General features: G+C 51.0%; 5 protein-coding genes and 4 pseudogenes. 5 read left to right on the forward strand and 4 right to left on the reverse strand.

What is annotated here, in order from left to right:
• The 4 genes and pseudogenes from P2G85_RS05005 to P2G85_RS05020 all read right to left on the reverse strand — a co-directional run bounded on the left by P2G85_RS05005 (position 1) and on the right by P2G85_RS05020 (position 6290).
• A pseudogene (locus P2G85_RS05005) lies at positions 1-2752 on the reverse strand (insulinase family protein).
• A 172-nt stretch (positions 2753-2924) separates the two neighbouring features.
• On the reverse strand, positions 2925-4130 hold the full coding sequence (locus tag P2G85_RS05010; RefSeq protein WP_275863074.1) for an ABC transporter substrate-binding protein: 1206 nt from the start codon (positions 4128-4130) through the stop codon (positions 2925-2927).
• Positions 4131-4162: 32 nt separating this feature from the next.
• Positions 4163-5593: pseudogene (locus P2G85_RS05015) on the reverse strand (ATP-binding protein).
• Positions 5583-6290: pseudogene (locus P2G85_RS05020) on the reverse strand (response regulator transcription factor). The pseudogenes P2G85_RS05015 and P2G85_RS05020 overlap by 11 nt, the downstream one beginning before the upstream one ends.
• A gap of 242 nt (positions 6291-6532) precedes the next feature.
• Here P2G85_RS05020 and ptsG point away from each other — a divergent pair.
• The 5 genes and pseudogenes from ptsG (at position 6533) to P2G85_RS05045 (ending at position 14469) form a co-directional block, all read left to right on the forward strand.
• Positions 6533-7975 (forward strand): annotated as a pseudogene (gene ptsG / locus P2G85_RS05025) (glucose-specific PTS transporter subunit IIBC).
• Positions 7976-8217: 242 nt separating this feature from the next.
• Complete coding sequence (locus P2G85_RS05030) at positions 8218-10224, forward strand: U32 family peptidase (protein ID WP_275863022.1); 2007 nt, start codon at positions 8218-8220, stop codon at positions 10222-10224.
• 201 nt (positions 10225-10425) lie between these two features.
• Positions 10426-11325: a GyrI-like domain-containing protein gene (locus P2G85_RS05035; protein WP_275863023.1), complete on the forward strand. Its 900-nt coding sequence runs from the start codon at positions 10426-10428 to the stop codon at positions 11323-11325.
• A 188-nt stretch (positions 11326-11513) separates the two neighbouring features.
• Positions 11514-12683: a substrate-binding protein gene (locus P2G85_RS05040; protein ID WP_275863024.1), complete on the forward strand. Its 1170-nt coding sequence runs from the start codon at positions 11514-11516 to the stop codon at positions 12681-12683.
• A complete protein-coding gene (locus P2G85_RS05045) occupies positions 12676-14469 on the forward strand; it encodes a GGDEF domain-containing protein (protein ID WP_275863025.1) in 1794 nt (597 codons plus the stop codon). Before P2G85_RS05040 ends, P2G85_RS05045 begins: the two co-directional genes overlap by 8 nt.
• Positions 14470-14488 lie beyond the last annotated feature (19 nt).

Raw genomic sequence — 14488 nt, forward strand, 5'->3', positions numbered from 1 at the left:
TCAGGGCTTCGGGCTCAATATCGTCGTACTGCGTTTGGCCAGCGGACCAAACACCGTCAGAGCCCGGGCTTGCACTTCTTCTAAAGTGACACTTCGCGCTGTCGCCTCCACATCCAATAATGGCTCGACACCGTACTCATGGATCAGGTAGCGGGTATAAAACCATCCACGCTGATGTGGCTGTTGTGCAAGATCTTTCATTGCCACCACTAACTGCCTGGCGGCGGTGTCCAGCTCTTGCTGGGTAATATTACTGGCAAGGTCGGTCAGGGTTTTATCCAGCTGCGCGTCCATTTGGGCGACATCTTTCGGGTTAATCTGCGACTCAAACAACCAGTCAGATGCCACTTCTCTGTCTGCATTAATCGGGTAAATACTCGGATTATAATCCAGGCTGGCTGACTCACGCAGTTGGTCAAGCACGCGTGTCTGGCTGATACGCTGCAGAATGTCTTCGATAAACATGTCTTTGCCCGTTTTGACCAGCGGCTTCGGATTGAGCAAACGCAACATATACAGTGACGATGGTTCGTTGCCGTCAACCATTTCTTTGCGCTCTGCTAGATTGGGGTTATACCGCACCGTGTAATCCACCTTCTCTGCCGGCATCAGCTCAATTGCGGCCACATAACGCCGCAGCAAAGGAACCAGTTGTTCCGGCTTAAGATCTGCCACAATGACCATCTTGAAACCTCGATTAGGTTTGAAAAGCTGCTCATACACCGCCTTGATCTGATCCGGTGTCACATCTGCCACACCCGCACTCGATAACAATCGGTAACGGCTGTTTTCCTGATAAGCACTGTGATTGATCGCCTTAACCCAGCGGCCTACCGATGAGTCAAAGAATGCATGGCGGTTTTGATAGAACTCTTGCTTAACGGCCTCCAACTGGCGTGGTTCAACTTTAATTTCCGTCGCCGCGTTGTACAGTACATTCAGCGCTTGAGCCAGATTTTCCGTTGGCCCTTCCAGCTGGAATCCGTGATGAGTGGCCTCCATTAACGGATACATCGCCATGTTCTGTTTACGCATCTGACTGTCAAGTTCAGCACCAGAAAACTCCCCTAACCCACTGCGTGCAGCGGTTAACGTGGCAATCTCAAATGCCGGGTAGAGCCCGGGCTGCAACGCGGCTTTGCCCCCCTGGCTGGCATAATAGACATAGGCTCGATTGTCGGCCTGCTCGTCCCGCTGAAACCACACTTCGACGCCATTGGACAAGGTGTAAACCATAAAGCCACCCGGATGCTCGTGGTTTGCCACTACCTGCCCGGCCTGATCCGGTTGGACAAATCCCTGGCTTCTCGCATACATCATCAGTGGCTTTTGCCCTTGCTGTTGATAGGCATGATTCAGCTGGGAGAATACGTGGCTGAACTGCGCCGGAGATTCCGTTTTCCCCATACCGACGACAAACTTAGGCTGGGCAGACAACAGCCGGTTGAGACTCTGATTGGCGCGACTCAGCGTATTACGCTCAATAAACTGCTGCAAACTGTCTTTATAGTCTTGCTGTGACTGGCTCACGCTGCGGTGTTCCAGATTGAATACCCGCGCGTCCGCATAGCTGGCCGGTGGACGTTTTGACCAGTCATTGTCCACATTGCTCAACTGGCTCTGGTACCCGGAAAGGATCGCATCCAGTTCGTCCTGCGTCACCCCGTGATCACGCAACGAGGTCATGCTATCGATGAAAAGTCGCTGCATGTGCGCTCTCTGCTGTGGAGCAAACGCCACCCCTAGCGAAGCAAGGCGCCGGTAATTATTATAGGAGGCCTGCGCATACACATACTGAGTAGGCTGGGCCGCATCATTGATCACCGACTGAAGCCGCTGCTGGATTAACTGTAAACTGACTTCGTCATGCAAAGCCTGATGTTGCTGCTCTCGCGTTTGCATCCCAATCAAGCCACGGTCAAACAATAAGTGCATACTCGGAGATTCCGTGCTGTTGCTCGGTAACAGCCACTGCTCAGGGTTCAGTGCAATATCCCGCCGTTTTTCCACCCACTGATCGGAAGTGCGCTCCCAATCCGAAAACTGAACCCGGATCAATTCCGATACCTGTTCAACATCAATATCACCGGTCACGACTAACTGAGTATTTTGCGGCTGATACCACTGCTGGTAAAAGCGTTTCAGCCCTTCTGCCGTCGCGCCCTCCACCGAGTCAGGCGTACCAATCGGGTCATGCTCAGCATAAGGGGTACCGGCTATCGAAGCCTGGTAAGCATTCCAAAATAATGACTTATCATCCGGGTTAGCCCGGCGCCACTCACCGAGTATTACCCCTTTTTCTTTCTCTACTTGATCCGGTTCGAACTGGATCCCATCACTGATGTCCCGCATCCAGACCAACGCTTGGTTAAGCATCTCTTCACTGGCCAGATCCAGCTTATAAGAGGTCTGCTGGTAACTGGTGAAGGCGTTAATATCAGCGCCAAAACTGCTTCCGGACTGAGCGAAGCGTTTGATCACTTCGTTGCCGGAAAAGTGCTGGCTGCCGTTAAACGCCATATGCTCAACAAAGTGTGCATACCCTTTTTTCAGATTCACTTTCTTGAAAAGAACCAATATTGACCACCAAACGAACAGAAACCTCTTCATCTTGCGTGGGGTAAAGATGATATTCCATCCCATTGGCCAGCTGATCAACATGCCAGTTGGCATCGGCCTGCAAAGGGGTGGAAGGTGCTACCAGAGCGCACCCTGATAGTAGAATGACGGGAAATAACAACATCCTGCGCATAAATATCGCCCTAATTAATGATAACCAGAGGAAATATATATCCGCAAAAATAGACTTGGCATTGAATTTAACAACCAGGCATGATTTGTTTGATTTGCCTCGCACTTCAACAAATGATAATCATTTACTAATGATTGCTGAGTTGGCCGATGGTAAACCCTGCCTAACCAGACTAGTTACTTTCCGCAATGGCGATAATCCGCCTGATTAATTCATCCGGCTGAATATCCGGGTTACGGTAGAAACGGAAGATCTCTGAGTTTATCGCTTGTTGGGCGACCGGGTTCACCGCCATCGAATCGATCATACTCGGGACGGCCAAATTGTGTTTGACGCCGTAATGAAAGTCCTGATAAGCCTGGATCTGGCAGGGGTTAAAGTCACTGATATCAATATCGGTACGGACAGGGATCGAACCTTTGACCCGGCTAAACTCGGTTTGGAATCCAACATCGGCCAGTGCACTGGCCGCTCTGGTAGCGTCAGCAGCATTAAACGACTTGCTCGACATAAACACTAAGCTATCCATGTTATAAAGAAACACACCATCACTATCCGGTGTCGGGTAGCAACCGACCTCTTCCGGTACCGCAATCTCCTTGGCCATCAGCTCACCCAGAATCCAGTCACCACCAATCTGAAACAACGCTTTCCCATCGCCAAGCGCTTTGGTTGCCGTGTCCCACTTCGTGTCGGGCAACGGGTTGTCAGCCATCAATAAACTCAGGCGGCGAAACTGGCGCAATGCCTCACGCAGTGTGTCATTATCAATGCTGTTCCGCTCAAGCTTGACCATGGCACGGGTGTAGAAATCCACCCCGCCAGTTGCAATAACCAAATTCTCAAACAGCTGAGCCACCTGCCAGGGCTGATCGCCGACAGCAATCGGGATCAGGCCGTGCTGTTTGGCGAGCTCCATAGCGGTAAACATCTCGTCCCAGTGATTCGGCGCCGACAAACCAAGTTGTTTCAGGAGCTTGTGGTTTACCCACAACCAGTTCATGCGATGCAGGGTCAACGGCAAGGCAACGTAACCATTTGGCGTCTCATTGATCTCAACAGAGAGCGGGTAGAGGACATCGTCCCACTGATGCTGCTTGGCGACCTTATTGACGCTGTGTAAGATACCAATCGCATCCCACGCTTTGATGCTCGGCCCTTCTATCTGGGCAATACTGGGCGGGTTGCCAGCCAGCGCTCTGGCTTGCAACACCGTCATGGCACTGTCGCCTCCTCCGCCCAGCACCGGGCTGTGGATTAGCTGTATATCCTGCGCCTTGAGTTGCTGTTTGAGTATCTGCAACGCCTGTTTTTCACCATCAGAGGTCCACCAGTGGAGAAGCTCCACCTGAGCCTTACTGGGTGGCGACAAAACCATGAGTGGCAACAATAATGCGAACTTGTTTATAGTCAGTTTCTCGGGAATGTCAGTTTGGCGCACAGGCCACCAAACTGAGAATGACTCAACGACAATGTCCCGCCATGAGCTTTGGCAATGCTCTGCGAAATGGTTAAGCCCAGGCCACTCCCTGGTTTGTCGTCATTAGCGCGGAAGTAGGGCTGGAAGAGTTTTTCCAATAGTTGGTTATCAACGCCCGGGCCGTGGTCTTCAATCGCGATCTGAATCGACTGGTGGCTCTCAGAGAGGGAAATATCCGCTTGCTCACCATATTTGAGTGCGTTATCGACCAGATTTTGAATGCAGCGCTTCATCGCCAGCGGTTTACCGGCAAAATGCACCTGGATCTCACCATGAATTCGGATCTTACCCGGAGCATCGGCAATATTGGCGGAAATATGTTGAATCAACTGGTTAAAATTGATCGGTTCAATCTCTTCATGAATGTCCGTTTCTTTAATGCATTGCAAAGCACCTTTCACCATCAGATCTAAGTCGTTAGTCAGGCGGGTAAACCTCTCACGTTCGGCGTCATCGTCGAGCATTTCTGCCCTGAGCTTCAGGCAGGCAATGGGGGTTTCAGATCGTGAGAAATGGCACTGAACAGCATTTCCCGATCCTTAATATGGCTGTCAATCCTGCGGTTCATTTTATTGAATGCCCTGACGGCCGCTTTTAACTCGTTACTGCCTCGCTCAGAGACCTCCGGCACATCTAACCGGCTCGACATCAGCGTGGCCGGCCTTGGCTAACTCCCGGATCGGCTGCATCTCTTTACTGACAATAAACCAGGTACACAACAATAGCAGCAGAGCCGACAGCAGCAAGGTCAGCCATTGGCGCAGCTCAAAATAGTTGGTTTCCAGATCAATATAGGGCGCGGGCAGCACCGCAGCGAGATAAAACCATTCGTTTTTCGCCACCTCAACCTGCATCACCAGAATCGGCGGGTTGAGATCGCCGAACAACAGTGAGTAATGCGCCCAAAGCAACGGCAGCTCATCAATCGGCAGCTCGTTGTTAAATACTTTAAGATCATCACGTTGGGTAAATTCAACATCAATATTGGTAATCGCGCTCAGTTCTGTCCCCAGCACTTGGCGCACCTGGTTGATCACTAAGGTTTTCCGCTCACTCTCCGGCAGCGGCTCAACATGCAGCTGGTGATTGTTCAGCGAAACAAAAAAACGCGTCCCACCCATATTCCGCAGCTGATTAAGCACCAGATGACGGTATTCCGCCGGGAGCGTCTGGAAAAAAGCGATGGTTGAAGAGGCGCTTAACGCCAGGCTTCTGACCGTTGTGGTGAGGCCTTCTTTATCCCTTTCACTGGTGTGTTGGTACCAGATGATGCCGGACAGGAGCTGGGCTAACATGATCACCAGCAACAGGAAAACGCTGGTGCGGACAATGAGTGACCCGGCCCAGTTTTTAACCCTCATAGTGCACATCCGTTGTCAGCATACAGCCTTTGTTGCGCACCGTCAGGATCAGCGAACAGTCCTTATCTTCGAGATGGTGGCGCAACCGGCTGATTTGGACGTCAATTCCGCGCTCAAATGGTTCCGCATCTCGCCCCCAGATTTCACGCGCAATATCATCACGGGACAGGATGGACTGGGCATGGTTGACGAACAGGCCAAGCAATGAGAGATCCGCACCACTAAGCTGTTTCACTTCATGATTAGTTACATGGGTCAGCTGGCGGGTAACCGTATCGAGCAGCCAGTCGTCAAAACGAACTTTGCGGGTTAACTTGCTGGCTGCGCTGGACTGACTGCGCCTGAGGATGGTTTTGATCCGGGCCAGCAGCTCTCTGGGGCTAAATGATTTGGTGATGTAATCGTCCGCGCCCATCTCCAGGCCGGCAACCCGGTCGGCTTCTTCGCTCACCGCGGTCAGCATAATAATTGGCGTGTCAGAATTTTTGCGCAGTTTCTGACAAAGGGTAAATCCGTCTTCACCGGGCATCATAATATCGAGGATGATTAAATCAGGCTGATGGCTTTTGAGTATCTCCCACATCATTTGGCCATTTTCAGCACAGATAACATCAAATCCTGCCCGACCTAATTAATCCGATAATGCTTCCCGAAGATCAAGATTGTCGTCGACGACCAGTATTTGCTTGTTTTCCATCCTAATTATCCTTTGTCCCACCTTGGTCAATATGATGCATTCTTCAGCCACCTTCGACAACCGAGTTGCTTCCAGTTTTCATTACTCGCCGCAACAGAATTGTAAGCTGCCACTTACAAACTGATTGGGTTTTGTAACCTTGGGCAGCGCCTTGCCCGATATGATCACTATGACCTTACGTGAAACAAAGTGGCCTGGATGTTCTCAGGTCGAAGAACACTGACTTGCACCGGGAGGAAACCATGTTTGCAAGCATATTTGGACAACTACAAAAAATAGGGCGGTCTTTGATGCTGCCTGTGGCCGTGTTACCCGTGGCTGGCTTAATGCTGGGGATTGGTAATGCGGGATTTGCGTTTATCCCTGAAGCCGCCAACAGGGTGATGCTCGCCGCCGGGGAAGGTTTTTTTGGCAACATGCAGCTGATGTTCGCTGTCGGGGTGGCGCTGGGCTTATCTAAAGGTAACGACGGTGCCGCCGCCCTAGCAGGCTTAGTCGGCTTAATTATCATGAATGCGTCACTGGGTATCGTTATCGGGCTGCGCGGCCTCGAGACCGACGCCACCATCATGGGGGTGGAGACTCTGCAAACCGGCGTATTCGGTGGTATTTTCATTGGCGCACTGGCCGCGATCATGTACAACCGCTTCTACAATATTAAACTTCCTGAGTACCTCGGGTTCTTTGCCGGCAAACGTTTTGTCCCTATTGTCACCGGCCTTTCTGCGATTGTTGTCGGTGCTATCCTCGCCTTTGCATGGCCACCAGTCGGCGCGCTGCTCGATGCATTTTCTCACTGGGCGGCATACCAAAACCCGGTTCTGGCCTGGGCGGTATACGGTGCTGGTGAGCGTTCACTTCTGCCAATAGGCTTGCACCACATCTGGAATGCACCTTTCTTCTTTGAAGTGGGTAACTACAACGACCCGGATACCGGTAAAGAGTTTACTGGTGAACTGACCCGGTTCTTTGCCGGTGACAAAACGGCGGGTTACCTGTCTGGTGGCTTTATGTACTCGATGTAGGCAATACCAGCCGCTGCACTGGCCATTTACCACAGCGCAACCCCTGAGCGGAAAAAAATCGTCGGTGGTTTGATGCTGTCCGCCGCATTTACCTCATGGTTAACCGGGATCACCGAACCCATTGAGTTCACCTTCCTGTTTGTGGCTCCGGTTCTGTATGTCTGCCACATTTTCTTAACCGGGCTTGCTTTTGCGATTACCGCGTTCCTTGAAATCAAACACAGTACCGACTTTGCCCACGGTGCCATCCAGTTCTTCTTGTACTACCCGATGTCGACTAACGCGTGGATGTTCATCATCATCGGTCCGATCTGGGCAACGCTCTACTACGGTTTATTCCGCTTCCTGATTGTGAAGCTTGACCTGAAAACACCGGGCCGTGAAACCGATATTGCTAAAATTAAGATTGCCGGACAACCCGACGAAATTGCGATTGATGTGGTTGCGGCGCTCGGCGGCAAGGCCAACATCAAATCAGTGGATGCATGTATCACCCGCTTACGGGTATCGGTCAAAGACATTGCTCATGTCGATGCAGCAAAACTCAAACAACTTGGTGCCAGGGATGTACTGGTGATTGGCGACAGCCTGCAGGCCATCTTCGGCACCCAGTCGGATTCAATTAAATCCGAAGTGCACAGCGTCCTTGCAACTTCCTGATCTTACCTCACCCCCATTTAGGTAGGACTTGCCAACCTCCCAACGAGGTTGGCTTTTTCTCATCACGAGCTTCCCATGGCCAAAACGACAACGGCCAGACTGACCCGTTACCAACCTAAAGACAAGCAACCACCCCGAATCCTGATTAATTGATGCAGATTAATAAAGCCTTAACTAACCATGCAGCAAAAAGGTGAAATCCGTAAACTACGGGCCCTATTTTACCGAGTAAGAGACAAATAGTGACACGCGATCAATTTGAGTTATTAGCCCCCGGAGGTGATCTGGATTCCATCAAAGCCGCCATTGCCGCCGGTGCTGATGCAATTTACTGCGGGCTGGACCGTTTTAACGCACGTAACCGTGCAACCAACCTGACCCTGGATAACTTAAATGGCGTGGTAACCCTGGCCCACCAGCACAGCTGTAAGATCTTTCTGACCCTCAACGTACTGATCCTGGAGAGTGAAATCCCGGCAATCGTGCGCTTACTCAGCCAGCTGAAAACGACTCAGGTTGATGGCGTGATCGTGCAGGACCTTGGCCTGGCTTACATTCTCAAACACCATTTCCCTGAGTTAGATGTGCATGCCTCTACCCAGTTGAATACCCACAACCAAGGCCAAATCCTGTTCCTGAAGCAGCTCAACGCCAGCCGGGTAAACTTATCTCGCGAATTGAACATTAATGAGATCAAAGAGTTGGCTCAATTCGGCCACCAGCATAACGTGCTGATGGAAGTATTTGTCCATGGCTCTTACTGCATTGGTTTCTCAGGCCTGTGCTACATCAGTTCGGCGCGCAATGGCGCTTCGGGCAACCGCGGTCGTTGCAGCCAGCCCTGCCGTGAACAGTATGAGGCGACCAAAACCGGCCAGCATTACCCACTGAACATGAAAGACAACTCTGCCTTTGGCGATCTGGCAGCGCTGGCCGACGCGGGCGTGTACTCGCTGAAAGTGGAAGGCCGGATCAAGAAATCACACTACGTGTACACCGTGGTCGATAACTGGCGTCAACAAATCGACCGCTTATGCGCTGGTGTCGAACTATCAGACGATACCACCGAGCTGTATACCGTATTTAACCGCGATTTCTCCAACGCTTTTTTGCAGGGCAGTTTCGGCAAAGCAATGTACATCGACAACCCGCGTGACCATGCGGTGCAACATTTTGCCCGGCTTTTGCAGTGCCACTCCCCGGAGGCGATCCAGCAGGTTAAACAGAACCTCTATGACGCAAAAACCGCGATCATCGAAACCGTAGCCGAGGAAACCCAGGCATTGGAGATCATCTCAGACCACACCTCCGGCAGCAGCCTGAAAGGCGCAATTGACGTCCCGGTCTTGCCCACACTGAAGCAACCAGAGCCATTAGCAGAGAGAGCAAAACTGTCCGTGCTGATATCTTCACCTCACGAAGCAATGCTTGGCAACCACCAAGGCAGTCAATGGGACAACGTTGACGTGTACTACCAGTTGCCGATGGGACTAAAAGGCGAACTAAGTGCGATGATCGCCCTCTTTCAGGCGCAGCCAAACCTAAAGCCATGGTTCCCGGCTATTTTGATCGGTGAAGACTACCAGGCAGCGTGTGAGTTTTTGCAGACCATCAAACCAGAGCAACTGATCACCAATAACTCCGGGGTCGGTATGATCGCCAAAGAGCTGGGGTTAAACTGGATCGCCGGCCCGCAGATGAATACCTCTAATTCCTATTCACTGAAGTGTTTGCACGAAGAATTTGCCGCAGGCGGAGCGTTTATCTCCAATGAACTCAACATGAAGCAGATGCGCCACATCAAGCGCCCAGCCGCGATGCGCAGCTTCTACAGTATTTATCACCCCAACACCTTGTTAACCAGCCGCCAGTGCCTGTTCCAGCAAACCGAAGGCTGCCGTAAAGTCAGGGTCAACAAAGGCTGTCTGAAACGTTGTGCCAAACGCACCTCAATCATCAACCTGAAAGACAACCCGTATGTGGTACACAAACAACCTGGCAGCCACAACTCGCTCTACAGTGAATACAACGTCCTGAATCTACAAGTGCTGCAAGATCTGCCGGGGCTGTTTACTGATGTATTGATTGACCTGCGAGACATTCAGACCGAAACCAGGCTGACTGTACCGAAAACAGAACTGGTCGAAGCGTTCAAAGCTCATCTGCAAGACCAGGGGGAGCGCTCTGCTCAAACGTTACAGCAAATGGTTCAGCCAACCGCCAACCAGCAGTACTTAAAAGGATTGTAATGAAAACTGAGAAGCCGGTTAAACCGGCTCTCTCACCATGGCCCAATACGCCGAGCTGACTTTGCTCAAACCGCCTCAGAAAATGAACAGGATTGCATACGTCAGATAAATGCGCTCCCTCTCAACTTCACCTCTGGAGTGTTGAATCTTTATTTGGATCGATTAGGCTGCCTGTCTATCCATGGCATAATGGGGCACATAATGCGCGTTGATTATCACAAACGGCTGCTGCCGGTTATCCGCTATCTTGAAAAACACTTTAACCAGCCACTCAACCTGCCCGAGGTGGCAGCATTGGCAAATCTTTCCCCTTACCATTTTCATCGCACTTTTAAAGCGGTACAGGGCGAGACCCTGGCAGATTTCACCCGCCGGCTCAGGCTAGAGGCGGCAGCCGGTGAGTTGTTTAAATCCAAACAACCGGTACTGAATATCGCACTCGAATTTGGTTTCTCTTCCTCACAAAGTCTGGCTAAAGCCTTTCAGCAGCATTTTGGTATTACCCCATCAGCATTTCGTAACTGCCGAAATTACCAAGATTTTTCTGAATTAACCCGAAACAGCAAGATTGGACACACACTGCGCAAGATTGGAAACGAAGTGTGTAACGGTAATACCTATACTGGCTCTGACGTTTTGACATGGAGCACAACAATGGAAACACTACACTTTGAACCATCGAAGCTGGCTTATATTCGAGTAACCGGCCCTTATGGCGAGGGCTATAAAGAGCCTAGCGGCCGGCTTTATCAATGGGCAGAAATGCAGGGACTGGCAGACAATACCTGCATCTTCATTTACCATGACAACCCAGAAATCACGCCAAACGATAAGTGCCGTACTGACATTTGCCTGATGGTGACACTAGATACCCCAGTACCCGACGGCATTGAACTGCAGGACTTCCCCGGCGGCCAATATGCGGTACTGCGCCAGCAAATCACAGATTTCAGCCAGTATGCAAAAGCGTGGGACGAGCTCATGAGTAAAGTGATTGAGTCTGGCATTGAAAATGATGACCGGCCATGTTTCGAGCTTTATCACAGCTTCGATCCAAACACCCAGCACGCGGATGTCAGTTTCTGTACCGCGATCAAGTAATCCCCGGAGCCCACGTAAAGTGGGCTTCTTTTTTTGGCTGACTCATTTGCTTATCTTCCCTGTTACGCTGACTTAATAGCCCTGGCATTCACTCCTTTTTCAGCGGAACAATATTTGCTAAAGGATCTTTACTTCCTAATTATTATGAACTTTTATTAATAAAGAGTTGAATCAAAAAGCACGGGATCATGCTCAGATTTATAGGCAAAAATACACTTTTACTGGCGGTGGTCGTACCCATTATAGTGCTGGTTAGCGGTTGTTCACCGCTTCAGCCCAGTATCAAAATCGGTGTTGTATTGCCTCTGACCGGCAGCTACGCAATCTATGGCCAGCAGGCATTGCACGGCGCTGAACTGGCTGTCGACCAGATCAATCAATCCGGAGGCATATTAGGCAGAAAACTCGAACTCGTCATCCGGGACAACCAGACCGATCCGGCCAAAACCGTTAAATACAGCCGGGAACTGATTAATCAACAAGTCTTCGCCCTTATCGGCCCGGTCAGCAGCGCGTCCCGATATGCAATGACGGAAATCGCCGAAGAGTTCAAAACCCCGCTTTTTTACGGCATGGATTATGAGGGTCGCCACTTCAACCGCTATCTGATCTGTTACAGCGCCATTCCGGAACATTACATCGATCCGCTCATCCCGTACCTGATCGATAACGTCGGCAACAGTTTTTACATCTACGGCTATGATTATATTTGGCCCCATCGTATGTCTAAGCGCATCATTGAGTCGGTCAACCAGCATCAGGGCCGCATCACCAATACCGAATTTACCGCCTTCGGTACCACAAATTTCTCGCCGGTATTCGAACGGATCAAACGCTCAGGGGCAAAAACCTTAATGCTGTTTCTCCCCGGCACTGAGGGGTTTACCTTCCTGACGGAAATGAGACAGTATGATTTTGGCCGCTCTGTTCAGGTAGTGGCATTTGCTGCCGACGAAACCTACCTGCCCAACCTTGCGGCCGAAAATCTTGAGGGAATATTAACCGCTTTGCATTTCTTCAACCACTTACAGGACCAACCAAGCAAACAATTTGTTAGAGATTACCAACAGATGCACGGTGCGGATGCTATCGCGACCTACGCGAGCAAGGCTCACTATGACTTAATCTACGTGCTCAAATCCGGTCTGGAATCCGCTGGCGAGGTGGACCGGGAAGCCATGATCGATGCGCTACCGGGACTAACGTTATATCAAGGCGCGAAGGCCATCACCCTGCGGGCCGATCACCATTTTAACCTGCCAATGTATCTGGCACGGTTTCATGCCGGATCGCTTCAAACCGTGAAAGAGCTGGGCACCATAATCCCCGGGGATCAGAGAAGCCGCACCGATGAGTAAACTGACTTTTAAGTTATTCTTAGTCTTACTGCCATTAGCGGTGCTCCTGCTACTGTTTGGCTACGCCTATTATCAGGCACGGCAAATGCTGACCAAAGATCATATCCTGCAATCCACCCAGTTGTCGGCCTCACTGGGTGCCGCAGAGCTCCGTCATTACCTTGAAGATCGGTATCTGGAATTTGAAAAGCTCAGTGAAACCATGGCGCAGTGCCCCCGCAGGGAACTAGCCTTAACAGACCTGTCCGCTGACGCACTAAGCTTTACCCACGGCTTTTCCGCCCTCGTCATCACCGACTTATCCGGCCAGATCAAACACTTCACGCTCTCTGCGAATAAAAGCAACCGCTATATCTTACGGCAAAGTGTCACCGGGCTGGCCCTGCTGCCCGCAGACAAACAAGCGGCTCTGGATGCCGCCTTTAAAGAGTGGCAAGCGGCCTACCCGGAAAACATCCGCATGGAAAAGCAAATCCTGGATCAGATCCACCAGCTTAGCCAACGCGGTGAAGAAAACTCTCAACAGACTCGGCGTTTAAACGACGGGCTGATCAAACTAAGAGAGCAGCAATATTTGCCTAAGCATGTGGTTAGCCTGGCAGCAACAGCAACAGTCGCACAGCTTGGCCTGATTTATGACCGCGAAACCTACCTGTTTTCCCGGCCATTAGTTAATTGCGACAAAAAGCAGGTTGGCTACTATAGCGCAGTGCTGGACAGGACTCTGATAGAAGATCACCTGTTTAAGATGGAGCGCAACCTGTCTGATCACGGTTTGCAGCGTGTCGATGTTTTTGTGACGCATAGCGACGACTTACACCCGCTGACAGACGTGCACTACCTGCCGATAACGCAGCTGGCCACCCAGGGCTGGAACCGCAGCACCGAGCCGGTATTGCGCAGGGATCTCAACGGCATCCTTATTAATCTCCCTATCGATGTAAACATCAAGGCTCACCAGGCGTTCTGGCCACAACGGCCAGAGCAACACCCGATTGCCACCCTGGCGGTTTTTGTATCGATGGAAGAAATTACATCCGCTAACTGGATATTATTAAGAGAAGTACTGATCTATTTAGTTTTGGCGCTGGGTATGTTTGTACTGCTTACCCTCTACCTTTCCCATTTCATATCAGCGCCAATCATTGAGTTGCGCAGGCGGATCTCGGTGTTGTCCCGCACCGGCAGAGCACGCACCAACTTTGCACCGCGGGATGATGAAATCGGTGATCTGTTCACTGCTTTTTCAGATATGGCATTCAACATTAAAACCAAAGAATCTCAACTGGTTGAGCTGACCCGGCAGGATCCCTTAACCCATATCATCAATCGCCGGGCGCTGGTTCAGCATGCGGAAAAGTTTCAGCAACTGGGCGTCTCTTGCTGCCTGTGCATGCTGGACCTGGACCACTTCAAAACGATCAATGACAACCTGGGCCACGCCACCGGGGATGCCGTCCTCAAAGACTTTTGCGCACTAGTGAGCGATGAAATTCGCACCAGCGACATCTTTGGCCGTATTGGTGGAGAAGAGTTTGCCCTGATTTTGCCCCAAACTGAGCTGCAGGATGCTGCCCGGTTGGCTGAGCGCATCCGTAAGCGGGTCGAAAGCCAGCTTATCGCTTTTAATAACACCATCGGACAGGAAAGCCGCAGGGTCACCGTCAGTATCGGCGTGGCTTCCTGGTACAGTGGCGAGTTTGATAAAGCGTTATCTAAAGCCGATAAACTGCTCTATCAAGCCAAAGATAAAGGCCGTAACCAGGTAGCGGTAGAACCGGAGTAACCACAAAGGCCTGCACGCT

The organism is Vibrio sp. CAU 1672 (assembly GCF_029223195.1).
In the GTDB taxonomy this organism is placed as follows: domain Bacteria; phylum Pseudomonadota; class Gammaproteobacteria; order Enterobacterales; family Vibrionaceae; genus Vibrio.

Excerpts from the sequence above, each read along its gene's own strand:
- P2G85_RS05035 (WP_275863023.1), top strand. The coding sequence starts at position 10,426 with ATGCGCGTTGATTATCACAAACGGCTGCTGCCGGTTATCCGCTATCTT.
- P2G85_RS05040 (WP_275863024.1), top strand. The coding sequence starts at position 11,514 with ATGCTCAGATTTATAGGCAAAAATACACTTTTACTGGCGGTGGTCGTA.
- P2G85_RS05010 (WP_275863074.1), bottom strand. The coding sequence starts at position 4,130 with ATGGTTTTGTCGCCACCCAGTAAGGCTCAGGTGGAGCTTCTCCACTGG.
- P2G85_RS05045 (WP_275863025.1), top strand. The coding sequence starts at position 12,676 with ATGAGTAAACTGACTTTTAAGTTATTCTTAGTCTTACTGCCATTAGCG.